The following is a 22,322-nucleotide window of genomic DNA, read 5'->3' as shown; positions in this document are numbered from 1 at the left end:
CGGATCACCCCATGCCCCTCCAGCTGCCCCACCTGCACGACATCGAAGCCGCCGCCCAGGTGGTGTACCGCTCCTTCCAGGCCACGCCGCAGTACCGCTGGGGCACGCTGTCGCAGCGCCTGGGGGCGGACTGCTGGGTGAAACACGAGAACCACACGCCGGTCGGCGCGTTCAAGATCCGCGGCGGGCTGACCTATTTCGACCAGTTGAAACAACACGGCGAGCTGCCACAAGAAGTGATGAGCGCCACGCGCGGCAACCACGGCCAGAGCATCGGCTGGGCGGCGCGGGCAAACGGCGTGGCCTGCAGCATCGTGGTGCCGCGGGGCAACTCGCTGGAGAAAAACGCCGCCATGCGCGCGCTCGGTGTGAACCTGATCGAACACGGCGACGACTTCCAGGCCGCCCGCGAACACGCGATGCACCTCGCCGCCGAGCGCGGCGCGCACATGGTGCCGAGTTACCACAAGGACCTGCTGCGCGGCGTGAGCACCTACTGGTGGGAATTCTTCCAGGCCGTGCCGCAGCTGAACGTGGTCTACGTGCCCATCGGCCAGGGCTCGGGCGCGTGTTCGGCCATCGCCGCCAAGCTGGCGCTGGGGCACACGGCGCGCATCGTCGGCGTGGTCAGCGCGCACGCCACCACCTACGCGGACTCCATCGCCGCCGGTCGCGTGGTCGAGGCCCCCGTGACCACCGCGCTGGCTGACGGCATGGCCTGCCGCGTGGCCGACCCCGCCGCGCTGGAGGTGCTGATCCCGCACCTGGATCACGTGGTGCAGGTCACCGACGACGAAGTCGCCCAGGCCATGCGCACGCTGTTCGCCGACACCCACAACGTCGCCGAAGGCGCCGGCGCCGCAAGCTTCGCGGCGGCGTGGCAGGAGCGCGATCACAACCAGGGAAAGGTCGTCGGCACCACACTGTGCGGCGGCAACGTCGATAGCGCCACCTTCGCCAAGGTGCTGGCGGGCTAAAACCACCCCCGCGCCGCCTGCGGCGTCACCCCTCAAGGGGGCGATGCGAGTGGCCCGGCGAAGCCGGTTCCACCGCATCCCGAGCGAAGGCAAGTCGCGCCGGAGGGGAAGCCAATTCAGGGCGCCGCGGAACCGGCTTCGCCGGGCCGCCAGTGCCGCCCCCTGGGGGGTGACCCGCCCTCAGGCGGGGCGCGGGGGGGCTACAAGTCTTGCGACGATTTCACAGAACGCCTCCACCGCGTCCGTCTTGAACACCACCTCGGTCACGCCCGCGGCCTGCGCCTCGGACTGCAGCTCGTCGCTGATGTAGCCCGAGGCCACGGCCACCGGCAGGCGGGGGTTGATCAGCAGCACCTCGCGCGCGACATCGATGCCCGACATGCCCGGCATGTTGTAGTCGGTCATCAGCAGGTGAAAGCCCTCGGGCTGCGCGCGCACGGCATCGATGGCTTCCTGCTGGTCGGTGAGCGCCGTGACCTTGTAGCCGCGCCGTTCCAGCAGGCGACGAACGAGAAACACCAGGGTGTCGTCGTCGTCGAGGTACAGGATGTGGCGGGGGGTGCTGCTCGGATCGTCGGCCATGACAGGGTGCTCCACTGGATGAGGGGGGGGCGACTGGGCGACGCCACTTGTAACGGCTGACATTGTGCCGCCTTCGGACGGGGAAACGTCGGCATCGGGGGAAGAAGCGCGTTGCGGTGGTGCGGCGGTCGCGGGAAAGTAGAGCGTGAAGGTCGTGCCCGCGCCGGGGCTGCTGTCGACCACGATGGCGCCACCGTGCGCCTCCACGATGCCCAGCACCACCGGCAAGCCCAGCCCGGTCCCGTGGCCCACCACCTTGGTGGTGAAAAAAGGCTCGAACATGCGGGCGCGCGTGGTGTCGTCCATGCCGCAGCCATCGTCCATCACACTGATGCGCACCGCACCGCGCCCGGTGTCGCGACAGGCCTGGGCCACGGACGCGGGCAACACCGGGTCCCACGGCGCCACGTCGGCCACCTGAAACTCGATGCGGCCGGGGCGGCCCAGCAGCGCGTGCACCGCGTTGGTTCCCAGGTTGAGCAGCACCTGCCCGAGCTGGGTGGGGTCGGCGAGGATGGCCTGGTGCCGCGGCGCCACCTGCTGCACCAGTTGCACGTGCGGCGGGATCGCGGAGCGCATCAGGCTGCAGGTCTCGGCCACGATGGCGCCGGGCCTGACCGGCGTGGGCGCCAGCGGCTGCTGGCGGCTGAAGGCCAGGATCTGGCGCACCAGCTCACGGCCGCGCCGCGCCGCGCTGCTGATCTCGTGCAGGCTTTCGCGCACGGGCGACGCGGGCGGGAGGTCCTGGCGGGCCAGGTCCGCGTTGCCCAGGATGGCGGCCAGGATGTTGTTGAAATCGTGCGCCACGCCGCCGGCCAGGGTGCCCAGGGCCTCCATCTTCTGCGACTGGGCGAGCTGCGTTTCGAGCACGCGTTGCTGCTGCTGGGCCTGCCTGAGCGAGGTGATGTCCACGAAGGTGAAGACCACATGCCGCAGGCCACCGATGGCGTCGTTCTCGGGGTAGGCGTTGCACAGGGCCCAGCGCACCGCATTGCCCTGGACGGTCTGGACCCCCCCCATCAGGCCAATGACCGGCTGCCCCGTGGCCAGCACCCGCTCGAACGGCACCTCGTGGCGCGGCATGCGCTTCCCGTCCTCGCGCACCAGGTGCCACGCGGGCAAGGGCAGGGTGTCGGCCAGGTGGCTGTCATCGATCGGCCAGTCGAAAAAGCGCCGCGCCGCGTTGTTGGCCGACACGATGCTCCTGTCCGGCCGGAACACGACCACCCCCGCCCCCAGGTTGGTGATCAGCGCGCGCGAGTCGGCCTCGCGCTCGGCCATGGCCTTGCGCGCCTGTTCCACATCCTGCCGCAGCCGCAGCGACACCAGGGCGCTGAAGATCAGCGTCCGCAGGAACTTGGTCAACAGGAACGCCAGCATGAAGCCGGCGGAGACCTGGTCCACCGCTTGCTGGCGGGACACCATCCAGCCCAGCACCAGCAGCAGCGCGATGCCCTCGGCCAGCGTCACCAGGGTCAGCTCATGGAACTCCCGCGTCGAGTTGTGGGCTTTCAGGCCCACCAGGTCGCGCAGCACCAGCACCACGAGCACCAGGCCCGCGACCGCGTAGGCGAGTTGATGGGGTCCGCTGCGGTCCCCGTGGAACGCCAGCCCCACCTGCAGCACGGCGTGCACGCCAAACACCGTGCCCAGGACGCGCCAGGGCATGGGCAGGCGCAGGTAGCTGCGCAGACCCAGCCAGGTGCTGGCATGGGCGCCGAACAACAGCACCGCCGAGGCGGCAGCCATCAGCGGGCCGGCCCCGCCGGAGCGCGACATCAAGGCCAGCGTGCCCACAATGCTGATCACCGAACCCAGCGACCACCAGCCCGGCCCGCCGATGGCCGGGTAGCGGCGCATCAGTGACCAGAAGGCGCCCGTGATGAGCACGTCCACGCCCAGGCGAACCAGCAACAGGGTGGGCAGGTCAGGCAGCATGGGCCAACGCGGTGACGGGCATGGGGACAATTGAAGCACAGCGCGAGCGCCTCCATGCCCGGAAAACGTGGCCCAAAGACCACCTTTTCCCGACGCCCGGGGACATCTGTGTGACACGCAGGACCCGGGCAGTCGCTGCCGGGACAAAGCCGCGCCGGGCGCGGCCCACAGAATCGCAACCCATGGGAACGCTCCACCTTGTGCGCCACGGCCAGGCCTCGTTTGGCGCCGCAGACTACGACCAGCTCAGTGAACTGGGCCAGCGCCAGGCCGAGCGCCTGGGCGCCTACTGGGCCGAACGCGGGCAACGGTTCGACGCGGTGCTCATGGGCTCGCTCAAGCGCCACGCCCAGACCTGGGCCGGCATCGCCCGAGGCGCGGGACTCGACACCGAGCCGCTGGTCTGGCCCGGCCTCAACGAGTACGACAGCGAAGCGGTGATCCGCGCGGTGCTGCCCCGCGGGCGCGACGCCTCGCTGGGCGACCCCATGTCACCCGAGGGCTACCGCGCGCACTTCCGGCTCTTGCGCGACGGCCTGGCGCAATGGATGGCGGGCACCGTGAGCCCCGAGGGCATGCCGTCGTACACCGACTTCGTGCACGGCATCACCAGCGCGCTGGAGCATGTGCGCGCGCACCACCGGGGCCAGCAGGTGCTGCTGGTCTCCAGCGGCGGGCCGATCTCGACCGCCGTGGGCCATGTGCTGGGTCTGAGCCCGGACGCCACCATCGACCTGAACATGCGCATCCGCAACAGCGCGGTGACCGAGTTCCAGTTCAGCGGCCGGCGGCACACGCTGCTGACGTACAACACGCTGCCGCACCTGGACAGCCCCCAGTTTGCCGACTGGGTGACGTACGCCTGAAGTGAGCCCCCTGCGCCGCTTTGCGGCTTCCCCCAGGGGGACCACCACACCTTTGACCCGGCGAAGCCGGTTCTTCGGTGTGTGCGGGGGAAGGTCCGCACTCCGGTGGGTGATCAGTCGAACGCCGTGCGCTGCGTGAGCGTGTCGGGCGGCAACCGGTCGATTTCGCCGAGCAGGTGCGCCAGCGCGCGGCCCGCGGCGTCAAGCAACGCGCGGCCGTTCTCGGCGGTGGCGGAGGCGGCGTTGCCCACCGCGCCGTTGGCGTTGTAGTCCTGCATCATCCAGCCCAGCTTGGCGCTCTTGCCGTTGCCCAGGATGGGAAAGCGCTCTGCTCGGCCCTGCGAGGTGGAACGGAAATACTCCGCTTTGTCCATGCGCACACGCTCGGGCCTGAGCGCCAGCATCATCGCGGTTTCGATCTCGCCGGCGTGGATGCCAAAGCGGTGCTCTTCGGCGCTGAAACGCGCGTTCACGTCCTCGCCCTGCGCATCAACCAGCGGCAGGTGGAACCAGTTCACGCTGTAGACCAACATGCCCAGCCGAGCGCGCAGGTCGCGCGCCACGAGATCGAGCGCGCCCACCTGGCCGCCGTGGCTGTTGAGCAGCACCAGCTTCTTCACACCGCTCGCGGCCACGCACTCGCCCAGCTCCGTCCAGACGCGGATCAGCGTCTCGGCCTTGAGCGTGAGCGTGCCGGCGAAGCGCGTGTGTTCGGGGCTGAAGCCCACCGCCTGCGTGGGCAGGAACAGCGCGGGCAGGTCGTGGGGAATGTGCGGCAGCGCGGCCGCGATCACGCCGTTGACCAGGTCGGTGTCCACCGACAGCGGCAGGTGCGGCCCGTGCTGCTCGGTCGCGGCCACCGGCAGCACGGCGATGGCGCGCGCGGTGTCGATGGCTGAAAAATCGGCGGTGGAAAGGTCGGACCAGTGGCGGGCGGGCGCTGTCATGGCTGGCAGTTTACGGCCTGTGGCGGCCCCGTAAGATGGCGCCATGACCCAGGACCTTTTCCGCCAGGACGCCTACCTCGCCGAGTGCGGCGCCACCGTGACCGCCGTCCATCAACACGGCATCGTGCTTCACCGCACGGTGTTCTACCCGCTCGGCGGCGGGCAGGCCGGCGACGCGGGCGAGCTGGTGCTGGCCGATGGCAGCGCGATCACCATCACCGACACCCGCAAAGGCAAGGACGCCGAAGGCCAGCCCACGGCGGACATCGTGCACGTGCCGGCACCCGGACAAGAAGCGCTGCTGGCGGCCTTGCGGCCCGGCACCGAGCTCACCGCGCGGGTGGACTGGGCGCGGCGCCACCGCCTCATGCGCTTTCACACCAGCACCCACCTGCTGTGCCACCTGGTGACCATGCCGGTGAACGGCTGCTCGATCACGCCCGAGTACGCGCGGCTTGACTTCCACATGACCGAGCCGCTGGACAAGGACGCGCTGAGCGCCGGCCTCGCCGCGCTGGTGGCGGCCGCGCACCCGGTCAGCCTCGGCGCCATCACCGACGCCGAACTCGACGCCAACCCCGCGCTGGTGAAAAGCATGAGCGTCTCGCCGCCGCGCGGCAGCGGCACGGTGCGCACCGTGCGCATCGGTGCGGCCGAACTGATCGACCTGCAGCCCTGCGGCGGCACGCACGTGGCCAACACCGCCGAGATCGGCCGCGTCGTGGTCACCAAGATCGAGAAGAAGAGCGCCACCACGCGTCGCGTGGTCTTGGGGTTTCAGGAAACACCCCCCGCGTCGCCTTCGGCGCCACCCCCCTGAGGGGGGCGACACCAGAGGCCCGGCAAAGCCGGTTCCTCGGTGTCTCCGGGATGGACAGTTTCGCGCGAAGCCTGTCAGCGTTGCCCTGGGGGCTCCTGATACATCCAGCTCCGCGACCACGGCAGTCCTGCCGATGACTGCCCCGCGGGGCGGCACAGCACCTGGTAGAGCGCCACCTCGTCGTGCTCGAAGGCCCAGGCGCAGCCCGCGAGGTAGATGCGCCAGATGCGCCAGCGGCGTTCGTCCACCAGCGGCTTGATCTGCGCGGTGTTCGCCTCGAACGCCTCGCTCCAGAGCTGCGTGGTGCGCTGGTAGTGGCGGCGCAGGTTTTCCACGTCGACCGCTTCGAGCCCGCCCTCCTGCAAGGTGCGCAGCACGGTGCCGATGTGCGGCAGCTCGCCGCGCGGGAACACGTAGTGCTGGATGAAGCTGCCGCCGCCCAGGGCGGTTTCGCCGTCGTTGGGGTCGGTGCTGGTGATGCCGTGGTTCATGGCCCAGCCGTCGGGCTGGAGCAGGCTGCGGATGTGGCTGAAGTAGGCGGCCAGGTGGTCCAGCCCCACGTGCTCGAACATGCCCACGCTGGTGATGCGGTCGAACGGGCCGTCGCGCTGCAGCGTCACGTCGCGGTAGTCCTGCAGGCGGACCTCAATGCGATCTTGCAAGCCCGCCGCCTGCACCCGCTCGCGCGCCAGATCAAACTGGTTCTGCGAGAGCGTCACCCCCACGCAGCGCGCGCCAAAGTGTTGCGCCGCTCGCAGCACCAGCGCTCCCCAGCCGCAGCCAATGTCGAGCAGGCGCTGGCCCGGCTGCAGGCGGATCTTGCGCAGGATGTGGTCGATCTTTTTCTGCTGCGCGGCGTCCAGCGTTTCGTCGCCGTGCTCGAAGTAGGCACAGGAATACACCATGCCCTCGCCCAGCCACCGGGCGTAGAACTGGTTGGACACGTCGTAGTGGTACTGGATGGCTTCGCTGTCGCTCGCGCGCGTGTGGCCGTGGCGGCGGCGGATGCGTCCGAGCAGGCCGCCCGCGGGCTCGGCGTGCTGGGCCAGGCCGTGCGCCGCTGCCAGGATGTCCGGCACGCTGCCGTCCACATCGACCAGCCCCTCCACATAGGCCCGGCCCAGGGTGTCAAGCTGCGGGTCGATCAGCAACGGCCAGGCCGCCGGGTCGCGCACGCGGATCTCCACGCTCGGCTGCTCAAAGTCGCCCAGCGCCAGCGACGAGCCACCGCCCGCGCCCCAGCTCAGGCGCACCGGCAGGTTGGCCCGCTGCTTCACCCGTTGCGCCCAGGGCAGCAGGGCGCGCTCCACGATGAATCCCATGGGGTGTACCTCCATGTCCATGCGTTCCGACCCCGTTTGTAGTCAAAGTGCGGCCCGCGCGCGACTTTTTCAGCGTTGCCTTATATTTAGGCGGCGCCCGGTGCGGCCCCAGGAACTTGGGCGAGCCCGGCCCCTCATACCCTGGCAGCGCCGCTGCGCGCCCTCCCTCACCGTCTGCCTCTGATGCCGTTGCCCCAGCCCTTGTCTCCCACTGTCCGCCGCCTGCTGGCCGGCCTGTTGTTCGCCGTGTGGCTGCCGCTCACCGCCCTGGCCCAGGGCATTCTGGGCGGCAACACCACACCGACGGCGCCGCCGCAGATGGTGCGCGGCGAGTTGCTGGCTCACGCGCCCCAGGGTGCCACGCCGGGCAGCAAGGTCTGGCTCGGCCTGCAGCTCACGCACACGCCCGACTGGCACACCTACTGGAAGAACTCGGGCGATTCCGGCCTGCCCACCGAGCTGCAATGGACGCTGCCCCCGGGCGTGACGGCCGGCGCCATCGCCTGGCCCACGCCGCGCAAGTTCCCGCTCGGCACCCTGGCCAACTACGGCTACAACGGCACGGTGCTGCTGCCGGTGCCGCTGACCATCGACCCCTCGTTCACCGGCACCCACCTCGACGTCCAGCTCTCCGCCGCCTGGCTCGCCTGCCGCAAGGAGTGCATCCCCGAAGAAGGCCAATACACCCTGCGCATCCCGGTGCAGGGTTCGACCGCGCTGAACGGCGCCGCGTTCGACGCCGCCCTCGCCGCCGCGCCCCGACCCCAGACCGCCGACGGCAGCGCCCTGCAGCCCGAGCCCGGCTTTCTGAAGGTCGCCCTCGTTGGCCTGCCCGCCGCCTGGCGCGGCCAGGCGCTGGAGTTTTTCCCCGAAACCACGGGCCTGATCGAACCCGGCAGCCCCTGGACGCAGGCCTGGGACGGCGAGCGCTGGACCGCCCGCGTGCCGCTCTCGCCGCAGCGCAGCGACAGCCCCGCCCAGCTCGCCCTCGTGGTCGCGCCGGCCAACCCGCCCGGCGAGGGCGCGGGCACGGCCGGCGTGCGGCTGGACCTCCCGGTGCAAGGCACCTGGCCCGCCGCCGCTCCGCTGCCGGCGGCCGTGCCCGACGCGCTGCAGGCCGCGCTCGACGCCAACGCCGCCCGCGCGGCCACGCCCCCCTCGGCGCCCGGCGTGCCGGTGTCGCTCTGGGCCGCCCTGCTCGGCGCCTTCATCGGTGGCCTGATCCTCAACCTCATGCCCTGCGTGTTCCCGGTGCTGGCCATCAAGGTGCTGGCCTTCGCCCGGCACGCCGGCGACAAGACCGCGCACCGCGCCAACGGCCTGGCCTACACCGCGGGCGTGGTGCTCTCGTTCCTCGCGCTAGGCGGCCTGTTGCTCGGCCTGCGCGCGGCGGGCGAACAGCTGGGCTGGGGCTTCCAGCTGCAGAGCCCGGGCGTGGTGGCCGCGCTGGCGGTGCTGTTCACGCTCATCGGTCTCAACCTCGCCGGCCTGTTCGAGTTCGGCAGCGTGTTGCCCAGCAGCGTCGCCAGCCTGCAGGCCAAGAGCCCCACGGCCGACGCCTTCCTGACCGGCGTGCTCGCCACGGCCATCGCCTCACCCTGCACCGCGCCCTTCATGGGCGCCTCGCTGGGCCTGGCCATCGGCCTGCCCGTGATCCAGGCGCTGGCGGTATTCGGGGTGCTCGGCCTGGGCATGGCGCTGCCGTACCTCGCCGCTAGCTGGTGGCCGGCCATCGCGCGCGCGCTGCCGCGCCCTGGCGCCTGGATGGTCACCTTCCGTCAGCTCATGGCCTTCCCCATGTTCGCCACCGTGGTCTGGCTGCTCTGGGTGCTGGGACAACAGAGCGGCATCGACGGCGCCGCCGCCCTGCTCATGCTGCTGGTGGTGCTGGCGCTGCTGGTGTGGGCGCTCGGCCTGCGCGGCAAGGGCCGCACGGTGCTCGCCGGGCTCTCTCTGGCGGGCCTGCTGTGGCTGGGCTGGACCGTGGGACCGAACGTCACGCGGATGCAGGACGCCAGCCCTGGCGCCGAAGTGGCCACCGCCGTGCAGGGCGTGAGCTGGCAGCCCTGGAGCCCCGAGCGCCAGGCCGCGCTGCTGGCCGAAGGCCGCCCGGTGTTCGTGGATTTCACCGCCGCCTGGTGCGTGACCTGCCAGTACAACAAGCGCAGCACCCTGGCCGACGCCGAGGTGCTGGCCGACATGGCCGCCAAAAACGTGGCCCTGCTGCGCGCCGACTGGACCCGCCGCGATCCGTTGGTGACGCAGGCGCTGGCCAGCCTGGGGCGCAACGGCGTGCCGGTGTACGCGATCCACAAGAACGGCCAGCCGCCCCGGGTGTTGACCGAGGTGCTGACGGTGGGCGAAGTGCGCACGGCGATAAAGGGCTTGTAACCCCCCGCGCCGCCTTCGGCGTCACCCCCCAAGGGGGGGCGCACCTGGCGGCCCGTCCTGAGCTTGTCGAAGGGCGGTTCCGCGGGGGCCTTGAACCAACAGGGCTTCCCTGTGTCTCATGTTGTCGTTCGTTCAACCGGAGCCCAAACCATGCTGCACCGCCGCCATCTCTTGGCCATGAGCACGGGTGCCCTTGTGCTGCCCAGCCTCTTGGTACCGCGCCCTGCCCACGCCGCCGCCAGCGTCGGCCAGCCCGCGCCCGACTTCACGCTCAACGACACGGCGGGCAAGCCCTTGAAGCTCTCGCAGTTCAAAGGCAAGCTGGTGGTGCTGGAGTGGAACAACCCCGGCTGCCCCTTCGTGCGCAAGCACTACGAAGGCAACATGCAGGGCCTGCAGAAGGAGTTCACCGGCCAAGGCGTGGTCTGGCTCGCCATCAACTCCACCGAAGACGCCAGCAGCGATTACCAGACACCGCCCCAGCTCGCGCGCTGGATGCGCGACAAAGGCGCCAGCCCCAGCGCCACGCTCATGGACGAAGACGGCCAGGTCGGCGCCCTGTACGCGGCCCGCGTCACGCCCCACATGTACATCGTCAACGCCAAGGGCCTGCTCGCCTACGCGGGCGGCATCGACAGCATCCCTTCAGCTCGCGTGGCCGACATCGACAAAGCCACCAACTTCGTGCGCCAGGGCCTCGGTGAACTGCTCGCCGGCAAGCCGGTCAGCACCCCCACCAGCCAGGCCTACGGCTGCAGCATCAAATACAAGACCTGACCCCGGGCCTGGTTCATCCAGCCCAGGGCACCGCCGGGCCGGCTTTGCCGGACGGCCAGTGCCGCCCCCTGGGGGGTAGCGCGAAGCGCTGCGGGGGGTCAGATCAGCAACGCGCCGCGAAAACCCCTTGACGCGTAGTACGACTGCACCCCGTTGTGGTACGTGAACACCTGGCCGTAGCGGCAGTCGCAGAACAGCGCGCCGCCGAGCGCGCGCACCCCGGGCGGCGTCAGCACCCAGCTGGAGGTCTTCAGGTCGAACTCGCCCAGCGCCTGCAGCGCGCGGTATTGCGCCTCGGTCAGCAACGCCACGCCCATGGCCTCGGCCATGCCGACCGCGCTGCCCTGGGGTTTGTTTTCCTTGCGCGCCGCCAGCGCCGCCTCGTCATAGCAAAGGCTGCGCCGGCCGGCCGGCGTTTCGGCCGCACAGTCGCAGAACACGAGCGACTTCGTTTCACCGTCCAGCGCCACCACGTCCGGCTCGCCGCCGGAGGCCTCCATCTCGCGCAACACCTCCAGCGCCCCGGGGCGGCCCTCCAGCCGGGCCAGCACCTGCGCCCACGTGATCGCTTTGTGCCGATGCCTGTGCTTCTCGAAGCGGTGTTTCAGGGTGTCCAGCAGTTCCATGGGCGTGGTCCTTTCAGCGGTCTTTGGAGGGACCCCACCGGTTGAACGGATGGGTCGCGAGACTGGAATTGAAGTAGCGGCTGTCGGTCGTGACCTCCTCGGTCACCCAGGGCGGCAGGGTGATCGCCTGCCCCTCGCTCGCCAGTTCCACCTCGGCCACCACCAGGCCCGCGTTGTCCCCCAGGAACTCGTCGATCTCCCAGAGCAGGCCGCCGTGCTCGACCCGGTGGCGCACCTTGTCGATCAGCGGCCCGTCGCACAGGGCGAGCAGCGCCTCGGCGTCGGCCAGCGGAATGGCGTATTCAAACTCCGCCCGGGTGGCGCCGGTGGTGACACCCTTGATGGTGAGAAACGCCTGAGCGCCGGCGACGCGCACCCGCACCGTGCGGTGCTGGTCGCGGTTGAGGTAACCCTGGCAGATGCGCTGGCCATCGGCCGTGCGCCAGGCGGTGCCGGTGACCCGGAATTTGCGTTCGATTTCGATGGGCATGGCAAGGTCAATCAACAGGCGGGTTCAACGTGAGCGTCGTCCCTGATCGAGATGATGGCCGATCCGTCCGTAGATCGCCGCCCACACGAGCCCATTGAGCAGGTAGTCGAGGAGCAGCACCGCAAGGCTGGTGTCTCCCTGCGGCTCAAGATCGGCGAACCGGACGACGAGATAGGCAGGTGAGCCGTGAAGCGCCTCGGCCACGACCCCCAGCGCCCCCAGAAGCTGAAGCGGGAACGGCAGGACCAGCAACGAGAACAAGCCATGGCTCACAGGATACGCGGCCAACCCGCAGGCAGCGCCGACGATCGCGCAGACATGTTCGCGCGACCGCCAGCGGGCATACAGCCAGGCCGTGAGCGGCAGGCAGACGGCCCACAGAAGCGTCGACAGCTTCCCGGGCCAGCCAGCAAGAAGGAGCAACGCGGCGGCTTCAGCCACCCCCAGGGCGAAAAGCTCAAAGCGCCCTGCGCGCGTGGTTTTCATGCGGTTGACCGGATGCAGACAACGCCGGACTCGGCGGAAGGCCCTGCCGAGCTTCAGGCTGCCCGGGTGTGGGAGGGTTCCGTGCGCTGACCGACCGCGGCAAACAGTGCCAGCGCAAAGCCCCCCACCGCCAGGGCGGTGCGCAAGCTGTGCCACTGCCACCACGTGTCGCGCAGTTCCGCCCAGTTGCTCGCGGGGGCCTGGGCGCTCCAGGTCATGACGAGCGCATTGATGGGCTGGTTCGCGAAGCGGGTGATGAGGCCCGCGGCCACCAGGCAGAGCGCCGCCACGACGAGCAGCGAGCGGGCGCGTCCGTCCCGTCGGGTCACCACGGCCAGGGCCGCCGTCAGAACGATGCAGGCCAGGCCGAGGGCAGGCAGCACCACGTTCAGCGCACAGATGGTGTTCTGCTGCATCTCGACATAGGCGCCCGCCGACAGCGCCGCGGGATTGAACCCGAGCCAGATGCCGAACATGGTGCCCACGAGCAATGCCGTGAGGAAGAGACCCGCGAATCGAAGGGTGGTGGCCAGCATGGCGGTCCTTGAACATGAGATCTGACGCCCGACTCAAGTCGTGCCGCGCAGCGGCAGCGGGTGAACGGATGGAATGGATTCCCCGGCTTGTTCGTGCGCGATGGACGCTCAGGTCTCGTGGGCGGGGATCCGTCTTCATCCAGACAAAAAGGTCGCCGGTCATGCTACACCCGAGGCCATTGACTTGGCAAAGTCTGCTCGCCGCCAGCAGACCCGTCTGCGCTCGCTCAAAGTGAGGCCCCACCCCACACGGGATAATCGCCGCTTCCCGTCAGATCACCGCAACCGGATACCCCCATGAGCTTCGCCCCCCTGCAGAACGACACCTTCCTGCGCGCCTGCCTGCGCCAGTCCACCGCACACACGCCCGTGTGGCTGATGCGCCAGGCCGGTCGCTACCTGCCGGAGTACTGCGCCACGCGCGCCAAGGCGGGGTCGTTCATGGGTCTGGCGACCAACGTGGATTGCGCCACCGAGGTGACGCTGCAGCCGCTGGAGCGCTACGCGCTGGACGCGGCCATCCTGTTCAGCGACATCCTGACCGTGCCGGACGCGATGGGCCTGGGCCTCACCTTCCAGCAGGGCGAAGGCCCGAAGTTCGCGAAGACGGTGCGCACCGAGGCCGACGTGGCCACGCTGGCCGTGCCGGACATGGACAAGCTGCGTTATGTGTTCGACGCGGTGACCAGCATCCGCCAGGCGCTGAACGGGCGCGTGCCGCTGATCGGCTTTTCGGGCAGCCCCTGGACGCTGGCCTGCTACATGGTGGAGGGCGGCGGCTCGGACGACTACCGTGCCGTGAAATCGCTGATGTACAGCCGCCCGGACCTGATGCACCGCATCCTCGCGATCAACGCGGACTCGGTGGCCGTGTACCTGAACGCCCAGATCGACGCCGGCGCGCAGGCGGTGATGATTTTTGACAGCTGGGGCGGTGTGCTGGCCGATGGCAAGTTCCAGGAGTTTTCGCTGGCGTACACGAAGCGCGTGCTGGCGCAGCTCAAGCGCACCGACGCCACGGGCGCGGTGATTCCGCGCATCGTCTTCACCAAGGGCGGCGGCCTGTGGCTGGACGACATGAAGGGCCTGGACTGCGAGGCGCTGGGCCTGGACTGGACGGTGAATCTGGCCAAGGCACGCGCCGCAGTGGGCGACAGCAAAGCCCTGCAGGGCAACATCGACCCGAACGTGCTGTTCGCGCCGCCCGAGGCGATTGACCGCGAAGTGGCGGCGGTGCTGGAGAGTTTTGGCACGCCGCACCAGGGTGCTGGCACCGGCCCCACGCACATCTTCAACCTGGGTCACGGCATCAGCCAGTACACCCCGCCGGAGAGCGTGAAGGTGCTGGTGGACGCGGTTCACACGCACTCCAAGCGCATCCGGGCCCAGGCCTGAGCCACCCTGCGCACCGGCGCTTTGCATGCCCGGAACGCATGCCTGAGCGCCCCCGGCCCGGCCTTTAGCACAGAAACTCAAAAAAAGAACGCTTGACATGCCTTACTTATGCACAAATTTCGTGCTGCGGTGCGACATGCAGGTTTCACCCCATCAGTGCCGCCCCACCCGATGGGGTGGCGATCTAAGCTGTTGATTTCATTGGGTTTTGATTTCTGCTTTTTTTCTGGGCAATTTAAGAAAGGCCTTGATTTACAAGGCTTCCGGGCGCGGAAAAAGCACCTATCAACAAAGTTATCCACAGAAAGCTTGGACAGCTGTGGAAGCCATGTCAAATCAATGACTTACATCACTTTCCGACAGTTCGACTGAAGAAGAGCCGCTAAACATGCCCTACTGGCCCGGCGTCGTGATCGCCACCCCCGCCCACAGCGGCGTGGGCGGCATCCTGAGTTACCGGAGTGAGTTGTCGCTCACGCCGGGCACGCTGGTGCGTGTGCCGCTGGGCGCGCGCGAGGTGCTGGGCGTGGTCTGGGACTGCCCGAGCGTTCCGCCCGAGGGGCTGGCCGAGACCCAGACGAAGGCCGTGGCCGGCGTGCTCGACGGCCTGCCACCGCTCAACGAGCGCTGGCGCCAGCTGGTGAAATTTGCCGCCCAGTACTACCAGCGCAGCCTGGGTGAGGTGGCGCTGGCCGCCCTGCCGCCGCAGCTGCGCGAGCTGGACCACGCCCAGCTCGCGCGCCGCCTGAAGAAGCGCGCCAAGCTGTTGACCGCCGAACCCACCGCCCCCGAGGCGTTGAGCGGCCACGATCTGAGCGCCGAGCAGGCCGAGGCCCTGGCGGCGCTGGAGGGCGCGAGCGCCCCGGTGCTGCTGTACGGCGCCACCGGCAGCGGCAAGACCGAGGTCTACCTGCGCGCCACCCAGGACGTGTTGCAGACCGCGGTGCCCGAGGGCGAGGCGCTCACCCAGGTGCTGGTGATGGTGCCCGAGATCAACCTCACACCGCAGCTGGAGGCGCGGTTCCGGGAACGTTTCGAGCCCGCGTTCGGCACCGGCTCGGTGGTCTGCCTGCACAGCGGCATGACGCCGGCGCAGCGCCTCTCCAGCTGGCTGGCGGCGCACACGGGCGTGGCGCGCATCGTGCTGGGCACCCGCATGGCCGTGTTCGCCAGCCTGCCGGGGCTGCGGCTGATCGTGGTGGATGAAGAGCACGACCCGAGCTACAAGAGCCAGGAAGGTGCGCGCTATTCGGCGCGGGACCTGGCGGTGTACCGGGCGAAGGTGGAGACGGAGGCGTTGGCCAATGTCCCTCACCCCGGCCCCCTCCCGCCAGCGGGAGAGGGGGCGACACCCCGCTGCCAGGTGCTGCTCGGTTCGGCCACGCCGTCCCTGGAAACCTGGCACGCGGCGGACCAGGGCCGCTACCTGCGGCTGGCGATGCCGGGGCGCATCGGCGGTGGCGCGCTGCCGCGCCTGCGGCTGGTCGACATGAACCACCAGCCCAAAGGCACACCGGTCTCGCCGCCGCTGCTGGCCGCGATGCAGGAGCGCATCGCGCGCGGCGAGCAGTGCCTGGTCCTGCTCAACCGGCGGGGGTACGCGCCGGTGCTCTCGTGCGACGCCTGCGCCTGGAAAAGCGAGTGCCCGAACTGCAGCGCCTTTCGCGTGTTCCACAAGCTGGACCGCACCCTGCGCTGCCACCACTGCGGCTTCACCTCGCGCGTGCCGCGCGCCTGCCCGGACTGCGGCAACCTGGACATCGCGCCGGTCGGTCGCGGCACCGAGCAGATCGAAGAACAGCTCACCAGCCTGATGCTGGACGTGAAGCGCCCCGACGGCGGCCCGGCGCGGGTGGCGCGCATGGACGCGGACACGACCCGCACCAAGGGCAGCCTGGAACAGCAGCTCGCCGCGCTGCACAGCGGCGAGGTCGATGTGCTGGTGGGCACCCAGATGATCGCCAAGGGCCACGACTTCCGTCGCATCACGCTGGTGGCCGGCCTCAACGCCGACTCGGCCCTGTTCGCCAGCGACTACCGCGCGCCCGAGCGCCTGTTCGCGCTGCTGATGCAGGCGGCCGGGCGCGCGGGGCGCGACGCGGCGCAGAGCGCGGCCAGCGAGATGTGGGTGCAGACCTGGCACCCGACGCACCCGCTGTTTGCCGCCCTGAAGAAGCACGATTACCCCGGCTTCGCCGCCGGGCAGCTGGCCGACCGCGAGGCCGCGGGCATGCCGCCCTACGGCGCGCAGGCGCTGCTGCGCGCCGACGCTCGCACCCAGCCCGCCGCGCAGGCCTTCCTCACCATCGCCGCCGAGCAGGCTGCCGGCCTGCCCCACCGCGACGACATCACGCTCTACCCCGCCGTGCCACTGACGATCCAGCGCGTGGCCAACATCGAGCGCGCGCAGATGCTGGTGGAGAGCGCCTCGCGCAGCGCGCTGCAGCGTTTTCTGGCGGCCTGGCAGCCGGTGCTGCACGGCTGTCGCAGCGCGCCCGAGGCCAAGGGCCTGGTGCGCTGGGCGGTGGACGTGGACCCGCTGTCGATTTAGGGCGACGCTGAATAAGTCCCCGTGGATACGGGCGCCTGCTGTCGGGAAGGGCTGCAAAGCGCAAAACGCAGACGGGCCGGGCGGCCCGGCGAGGCTTTGCAACGCCGCAGACCGCCCGAGAGCGGGATGCCCGCGCCACGAAGGACTTTTCAGCGTTGCCTTAGGGGCTGTTCACGCCGGAAGTGCTTCCCTCGCAGGCCAGAGCTGCTCCAGCGTGTGGATCACGTCGTGCAACCTGAACGGCTGCAGCAGCAATCGGCGCACATCGAGCTCCTTGAGCCGGGCCACCAGCGCCGCGTCGACCATACGCGCCATCGCCACCACCGGCATGTCCGCCTCGCAGCGGAACGCGCCGGCCCGCAGCCGGGTCAGGAAATCCAGCGCGGCATCGCCTTCGACCAGCGACATCAGCACGGCCTGCGGCGCTCCGGTCTTGAGCCATTGTTCGGCCGACGCGACGCTGATCGTCTGGCGCACGCGCGCAATCTGCATCTCGCGGCACACCGACGCCACCGTGCCACGCACCAGGCCGTCGGGTTCGATCAGCAGCACCTTGTGAACAAAGGCACCTCGCTGAGTGGTCATGCTGCAGCCTCCTCGCGACGGAACAGCTCCTCCACCACCATGTCGCGCAAACCGCCCAGAATGGCCACATCAAGCCGGTCGAACTCACGCGGTCGCCGGTCCATGATGCACAGTGTGCCGACCACCTGGCCGTAGGGCAGGCGCAATCCTGCGCCTGCATAGAAGCGGACGAAGGGATGGCCAGTCACCATCGGGTTGTCGGCAAAGCGTGGGTCCTTCAACGCGTCGGGTACCACCAGCGTTTCCGACTTGGTGATGGCATGGCCGCAGAAGGAGACGTCTCGCGGCGTCTCGCAAACCTCAAGGCCGAAGTGGGACTTGGACCATTGCCGGTCCCGATCAACCAGAGACACGAGCGCGATCGGCACGTCGAACTCCTTCGCGGCGAAGGCCGAGATGCGGTCGAAGCACTCTTCGGGTGCGGTGTCCAGAATCAACAGCGAGCGAAGCGCCTCCAGGCGCTTGGCCTCGTTTCGGGGCAAGGGAGCAAAGAGCATGGGGGTTTCCGGGTGGTCTGTACACACCACTCATCGGCACGCCAACGCCAAACGTGAGCCCGAATCCGGACAACTTGCAAGCAAGCTGTGATGCCCGAGAAAAACAGCACAGTCCCCCCTGGAGACGCCCCTTACAAGGAAACGCCATGGCACGCAAACCCAAAAACAAGCCCTGACACCAGCGCCCGGTGACGAGGCCGAAGAGCCGGGCTCAGCCGCGCTGCGCGTGAGGATGAACATGCCCGTGCGTGGGACGGCGACACGCTGGTGGTCAACATCCTGGGCACGCCGGCGGCCAAGCGCGACGCGATCGGCAAGACCAAGGGTCACCATGTTCGGCCGCTTCAACGTCAACAGGCCGCTGCGCAACGTGGCGCCGAAGAAAGTACCGGCGGTGCTGGCCAAGCTGCTGCAGGACGCCGGACCTTGGGGCTCAGGGCAGCTGTCGCGTCAGGAAGGCGCCGTTCGGGATGCGCTCGGCTTCAAAAAAGGCCGCATCGCTCAAGCCGTCGATCAGGTAACGCAGACAGCGCACCACGAAGCCGTGCGACACCAGCAACACGGTCTGGCCGTCGTGCATCGCGCGCAGCAGTTGCAGCCCGCGCTCGACCCGGTCCACCACCGCGCGCGTGAGCTCGGCGCCGGGTGGCGCTTCGTCCCAGCGGTAGGCCACGTTGCGCGCGGCGAGCTCGGGGTACTGCCGCACCGCGTCGTCGGCGGTGATGCCCTCGAAGATGCCGAAATCGCGTTCGCGGAAATCGGCATCCAGCCTCGGCACCAGGCCCAGCGCGCGGGTCACCGGCTCGGCGGTCTGGCGCGCGCGCAGCATGGGCGAGACCACCAGGGCATCGATGCCGCCCGGCAGCGACAGCGCAAGCTGCTCCGCCTGGGCAACGCCGGTGGCGTTGAGCGGCATGTCGAGCCGGCCTTGCCAGCGTTCGTCGATGTTGAGGTCGGTCTGGCCGTGGCGGGCCATCAGGAGGGTCAGGGCCATGCGGTGGTGTGCTGGATTGGGTTCAGGACGCTCACTCCGCTGCACCAACGGCATCCAGGTGCAAGCGGCGGGTCAGGGGGAAACGGGCGAAATCAGCGTCGAAGCTCACCAGCCGCAAGCCAGCGGCTTCGGCACTGGCGGCCAACCAGGCGTCGGTCCAGAGACGCGCGGGCATGGGCGCCTGGCCGTCGCTCAGCCAGCGGGCCAGCAGCGTGTCGGCACTTTCAGCGTCTCCGGCAAAGCCCACGCCCTCGGTCTGGCGCAGTTGCTGGTAGATCGCGTGCGCGTCGGCCAGGCCGAGCGCTCCCTCGCCCATCAGCTTGGGCTGCGTGAGCAGGCGCACGAGGCCGAGCATGGTGGAGCGGCAAAACCAGACGCGCGGCCCGAGCGCGGGCGTGACCTGTTGCTGATCCCAGTAGCGGCGCGCGGCGGCGTGGTGCGGGTGCTCGGCAACGACCAGGGCCAGCCAGACATTGAGGTCCAGCAAGTCACCGCCGAAGGCATCGCCCCAGGCCGGCAGCGGCTCGGCGGCGCGCAGGCGGGTGACCATCACTCGTCCGCCAGCGCGCTGAGGTCGGCGTGGTTCAGCGCCTGCGTGGGCAAGGCCAGCGGGCGCCCCAGCCGCACGGTGGGCAACCCCACCGGGGCCAACGCGGCCGGCACGGCCGGCGCTTTCAGCCCCCGCTCCACCAGTTCCAGCACCAGATCGCGCAGGCTGCGCCCTTCCAATGCCGCGCGGGCCTTGAGGTGGCGCATGAGCTTGTCGGGCAGATCGAAGGTGGTTCGCATAAAAGCATATTAGTGTATTTGCGCAGTACAGGCAAAAAAAAGCCCCCGGAGCCGAAGCTGCGGGGGCAGGGAGTCCGTCCAGGGAGGCTGGGGCAGAGGTGAAACGTCCGGCGCGAAATGCCCTCCGCCTAGGATGCGGTGGAACCGGCTCTGCCGGGCCACTCGCATCGCCCCTCGGGGGTGACGCGCCCTTGGGCGCGGCGCGGGGGGATTACAGGTTCATCACCTTGGTCCAGGCGGCCACGAAGTCCTTGACGAATTTCTGGCTGCCGTCGTTCTGCGCGTACACCTCGGCAATGGCGCGCAGCTGCGAGTTGGAACCCAAGGCCAGGTCCACGCGGGTCGCGGTCCACTTCACGGCGCCGGACTGGCGGTCGCGGCCCTCGTAGGCGTTGTCGCCGGTCGGCTTCCACGCGGTGGACATGTCCACCAGGTTGACGAAGAAGTCGTTGGTCAGCTGGCCCGGGCGCTGCGTGAACACGCCGTGCTTCGAGCCGCCCGTGTTGGCGCCGAGCACGCGCAGGCCACCGACCAGCACCGTCATTTCGGGCGCGCTCAGGGTGAGCAGCTGCGCCTTGTCGAGCAGCATCTCTTCGGGCGCCACGCTGTAGGCCGCCTTGCGGTAGTTGCGGAAGCCATCGCCCTCGGGCTCCATCACGCTGAACGACTCCACGTCGGTCTGTTCCTGGGTGGCATCGCTGCGGCCCGGGGTGAAGGGCACCTCGACGGCCTGGCCCGCGGCCCTGGCGGCGGCTTCCACCGCGGCGGCACCCGCCAGCACGATCAGGTCGGCCATGGACACCTGCTTGCCACCGGCCTGTGCGCTGTTGAACGTGGCCTGGATGCCTTCGAGCACGGCCAGCACCTTGGCGAGCTGCGCGGGCTGGTTCGCGTCCCAGTCTTTCTGCGGGGCCAGGCGGACCCGTGCCCCGTTGGCGCCACCGCGTTTGTCGGAACCCCGGTAGGTCGATGCCGAGGCCCAGGCGGTGGACACCAGCTCGCTCACCGACAGGCCGGAGGCCAGCACCTGCGCCTTGAGCGCCGCGATGTCTTTCGCATCGACCAGCGGGTGATTCACGGCCGGCACCGGGTCTTGCCAGATCAGGTCTTCGGCCGGCACTTCAGGGCCGAGGTACAGGCGCTTGGGCCCCATGTCGCGGTGGGTCAGCTTGAACCAGGCGCGGGCGTAGGCGTCGGCGAACTCGTCGGGGTTGGCGGCGAAATGGCGCGAGATCTTTTCGTAGGCCGGGTCGAACTTCAGCGACAGGTCGGCCGTGGTCATCATCGGCGCGTGTTGCTTCGACGGGTCGTGCGCGTCGGGAATCATGTCCTCGGGTGCAACGTCCTTGGCGCGCCACTGGTGCGCGCCCGACGGGCTCTTCACCAGCTCCCACTCGTACTTGAACAGCACCTTGAAGTAACCCATGTCCCAGGTGGTCGGGTTGGGTTTCCAGGCGCCTTCGATGCCGCTGGTGGTGGTGTGCACACCCTTGCCACTGCCGAGCTGGTTGATCCAGCCGAAGCCCATTGCTTCGATCGGCGCGGCCTCGGGGGCGGGGCCCACGAGCGCCGGGTCGCCCGCGCCATGCGCCTTGCCGAAGGTGTGGCCGCCGGCCACCAGGGCCACGGTCTCGTAGTCGTTCATGGCCATGCGGGCGAAGGTTTCGCGCACGTCGCGGCCGCTGGCCACCGGGTCGGGCTTGCCGTCCGGGCCTTCGGGGTTCACGTAGATCAGGCCCATCTGCACGGCAGCCAGCGGGTTCTCCAGGTCGCGGTCGCCGGCGTAGCGGCTGTTGGCCTTGTCGCTGGTGGCCAGCCACTCTTTTTCGGCACCCCAGTAGATGTCTTCTTCGGGCGCCCAGATGTCCACGCGGCCGCCACCAAAGCCAAAGGTCTTGAACCCCATGGACTCCATGGCCACGTTGCCGGCCAGCACGTACAGGTCGGCCCAGGAAATGGCGTTGCCGTACTTCTGCTTGATGGGCCAGAGCAGGCGGCGCGCCTTGTCGAGGTTGCCGTTGTCGGGCCAGCTGTTGAGCGGGGCGAAGCGCTGGTTGCCGGTGCCGGCGCCGCCGCGGCCGTCGGCCGTGCGGTAGGTGCCGGCGCTGTGCCAGGCCATGCGGATGAACAGGCCACCGTAGTGGCCCCAGTCGGCCGGCCACCAGTCCTGGCTGTCGGTCATCAGTGCGACCAGGTCTTGTTTCAACGCGGGGAAGTCCAGCGTCTTGAAGGCTTCGGCGTAGTCAAAGCCAGGGTCCATCGGGTTCGAAGCCGGCGTGTGCTGGTGCAGGATGGCCAGGTTCAGCTGGTTGGGCCACCAGTCGGCGTTGGACTGCGCACCGTGTGTGGTGCGCGCGCCGGCAGCGGCGTGGAAGGGGCACTGGGCTTCGGTGTTGGGGTTGCTCATGGTGGTTCTCCTGTGGGGTTGGGGGTGACCTGCGCGTCAGTGCGCAGCGGCCATGGCGGCCAGCACATGCAGCCAGTCCATGCAAACGGTGCAGCGGGATTCGGTCGGCTTCATGACAAGGCTCCTGGTGGGTGGGAACTGGTACTTTAGAAGTTTCCTATCGAAGCGTCGATTCAATTGATCCAATCAATGCAATAGCAACCTCCAATGCGGCGGTGCAGCAGAGCGGTGCCAGACGTGGCTGGAGGCAAGGCCGGCTCCAGGCGCAAGGATGCGCCCATGCGGGCCTGACTTGAATGACAAGGACCCGCCCGGGGCGAAAAAAAGTCGATGAACGGCTTTTGAA

At 69.2% G+C, this 22,322-nt stretch carries 20 protein-coding genes; 7 read left to right on the top strand and 13 right to left on the bottom strand.

Translation table 11 applies throughout. The annotated features are described in order from the left end of the window. Window positions 1-11 precede the first annotated feature (11 nt). Complete coding sequence (locus tag IM738_RS24680; RefSeq protein WP_236963643.1) at window positions 12-977, top strand: threonine dehydratase; 966 nt, start codon at window positions 12-14, stop codon at window positions 975-977. A 180-nt stretch (window positions 978-1,157) separates the two neighbouring features. Here the strand turns inward: IM738_RS24680 and IM738_RS24675 are convergent, their stop codons facing one another. Beyond that, a complete protein-coding gene (locus IM738_RS24675) occupies window positions 1,158-3,497 on the bottom strand; it encodes a hybrid sensor histidine kinase/response regulator (protein ID WP_236963642.1) in 2,340 nt (779 codons plus the stop codon). Window positions 3,498-3,679: 182 nt separating this feature from the next. On the opposite strand from IM738_RS24675, the gene IM738_RS24670 reads away from it, so the two are divergent. Next, window positions 3,680-4,363: a histidine phosphatase family protein gene (locus IM738_RS24670; protein ID WP_236963641.1), complete on the top strand. Its 684-nt coding sequence runs from the start codon at window positions 3,680-3,682 to the stop codon at window positions 4,361-4,363. A gap of 113 nt (window positions 4,364-4,476) precedes the next feature. On the opposite strand, the gene IM738_RS24665 is transcribed toward IM738_RS24670, so the two are convergent. Continuing rightward, a complete protein-coding gene (locus tag IM738_RS24665) occupies window positions 4,477-5,310 on the bottom strand; it encodes a creatininase family protein (protein ID WP_236963640.1) in 834 nt (277 codons plus the stop codon). 43 nt (window positions 5,311-5,353) lie between these two features. Here IM738_RS24665 and IM738_RS24660 point away from each other — a divergent pair, with 43 nt between their 5' ends. Next, on the top strand, window positions 5,354-6,130 hold the full coding sequence (locus tag IM738_RS24660; protein ID WP_236963639.1) for an alanyl-tRNA editing protein: 777 nt from the start codon (window positions 5,354-5,356) through the stop codon (window positions 6,128-6,130). Window positions 6,131-6,204: 74 nt separating this feature from the next. On the opposite strand, the gene IM738_RS24655 is transcribed toward IM738_RS24660, so the two are convergent. Beyond that, window positions 6,205-7,452 carry an SAM-dependent methyltransferase gene (locus IM738_RS24655; RefSeq protein WP_236963638.1) on the bottom strand — a complete coding sequence of 416 codons (1,248 nt, stop codon included), beginning with the start codon at window positions 7,450-7,452 and terminating at the stop codon, window positions 6,205-6,207. A gap of 183 nt (window positions 7,453-7,635) precedes the next feature. On the opposite strand from IM738_RS24655, the gene IM738_RS24650 reads away from it, so the two are divergent. Together IM738_RS24650 and IM738_RS24645 are read left to right on the top strand one after the other, a co-directional pair. Next, window positions 7,636-9,843 carry a protein-disulfide reductase DsbD family protein gene (locus IM738_RS24650; RefSeq protein WP_442908470.1) on the top strand — a complete coding sequence of 736 codons (2,208 nt, stop codon included), beginning with the start codon at window positions 7,636-7,638 and terminating at the stop codon, window positions 9,841-9,843. A 150-nt stretch (window positions 9,844-9,993) separates the two neighbouring features. Further along, window positions 9,994-10,620: a thioredoxin family protein gene (locus IM738_RS24645; protein WP_442908469.1), complete on the top strand. Its 627-nt coding sequence runs from the start codon at window positions 9,994-9,996 to the stop codon at window positions 10,618-10,620. Between the two features lie 98 nt (window positions 10,621-10,718). Here IM738_RS24645 and IM738_RS24640 read toward each other — a convergent pair whose 3' ends face one another. The 4 genes from IM738_RS24640 to IM738_RS24625 are packed head-to-tail and all read right to left on the bottom strand — an operon-like array spanning window position 10,719 to window position 12,758. Beyond that, window positions 10,719-11,246 (bottom strand): DUF4256 domain-containing protein, encoded by a 528-nt coding sequence (locus IM738_RS24640; protein WP_236963637.1) that lies wholly within the window; start codon window positions 11,244-11,246, stop codon window positions 10,719-10,721. Between the two features lie 13 nt (window positions 11,247-11,259). Further along, the gene (locus IM738_RS24635; RefSeq protein ID WP_236963636.1) at window positions 11,260-11,736 is read right to left on the bottom strand and encodes a CYTH domain-containing protein; all 477 of its coding nucleotides are present in this window, start codon (window positions 11,734-11,736) and stop codon (window positions 11,260-11,262) included. A gap of 24 nt (window positions 11,737-11,760) precedes the next feature. Next, window positions 11,761-12,222: a hypothetical protein gene (locus IM738_RS24630; protein WP_236963635.1), complete on the bottom strand. Its 462-nt coding sequence runs from the start codon at window positions 12,220-12,222 to the stop codon at window positions 11,761-11,763. 53 nt (window positions 12,223-12,275) lie between these two features. Next, window positions 12,276-12,758, bottom strand: coding sequence for a DUF1772 domain-containing protein (locus IM738_RS24625; protein ID WP_236963634.1), 483 nt, complete (start codon window positions 12,756-12,758; stop codon window positions 12,276-12,278). 297 nt (window positions 12,759-13,055) lie between these two features. Here IM738_RS24625 and hemE point away from each other — a divergent pair, with 297 nt between their 5' ends. Both hemE and priA read left to right on the top strand, forming a co-directional pair. Beyond that, window positions 13,056-14,153, top strand: a complete 1,098-nt coding sequence (gene hemE, locus IM738_RS24620; protein WP_236963633.1) for a uroporphyrinogen decarboxylase — start codon at window positions 13,056-13,058, stop codon at window positions 14,151-14,153. Between the two features lie 388 nt (window positions 14,154-14,541). Then, entirely contained in the window at window positions 14,542-16,704 is a 2,163-nt protein-coding gene (gene priA / locus IM738_RS24615; RefSeq protein WP_236963632.1) for a replication restart helicase PriA, read from the top strand. Window positions 16,705-16,875: 171 nt separating this feature from the next. Here priA and IM738_RS24610 read toward each other — a convergent pair whose 3' ends face one another. From IM738_RS24610 to katG, 6 genes are all read right to left on the bottom strand, one after another. Then, window positions 16,876-17,289, bottom strand: coding sequence for a hypothetical protein (locus IM738_RS24610; protein WP_236963631.1), 414 nt, complete (start codon window positions 17,287-17,289; stop codon window positions 16,876-16,878). Beyond that, a complete protein-coding gene (locus IM738_RS24605) occupies window positions 17,286-17,786 on the bottom strand; it encodes a GAF domain-containing protein (RefSeq protein ID WP_236963630.1) in 501 nt (166 codons plus the stop codon). The genes IM738_RS24610 and IM738_RS24605 overlap by 4 nt, the downstream gene beginning before the upstream one ends. Before the next feature lie 433 nt (window positions 17,787-18,219). Continuing rightward, window positions 18,220-18,780: a histidine phosphatase family protein gene (locus tag IM738_RS24600; protein WP_236963629.1), complete on the bottom strand. Its 561-nt coding sequence runs from the start codon at window positions 18,778-18,780 to the stop codon at window positions 18,220-18,222. Between the two features lie 31 nt (window positions 18,781-18,811). Beyond that, window positions 18,812-19,330, bottom strand: coding sequence for a TA system VapC family ribonuclease toxin (locus IM738_RS24595; RefSeq protein ID WP_236963628.1), 519 nt, complete (start codon window positions 19,328-19,330; stop codon window positions 18,812-18,814). After that, window positions 19,330-19,569, bottom strand: coding sequence for a hypothetical protein (locus IM738_RS24590; protein ID WP_236963627.1), 240 nt, complete (start codon window positions 19,567-19,569; stop codon window positions 19,330-19,332). Before IM738_RS24590 ends, IM738_RS24595 begins: the two co-directional genes overlap by 1 nt. Window positions 19,570-19,780: 211 nt before the next feature. Further along, on the bottom strand, window positions 19,781-21,976 hold the full coding sequence (gene katG, locus IM738_RS24585; protein WP_236963626.1) for a catalase/peroxidase HPI: 2,196 nt from the start codon (window positions 21,974-21,976) through the stop codon (window positions 19,781-19,783). Window positions 21,977-22,322 lie beyond the last annotated feature (346 nt).

It is taken from the genome of Hydrogenophaga sp. SL48 (genome assembly GCF_021729865.1).
GTDB lineage: Bacteria > Pseudomonadota > Gammaproteobacteria > Burkholderiales > Burkholderiaceae_C > Hydrogenophaga.
Note: the sequence above shows the minus strand (reverse complement) of the source record. Positions and strands in the feature narration are given on the sequence as shown.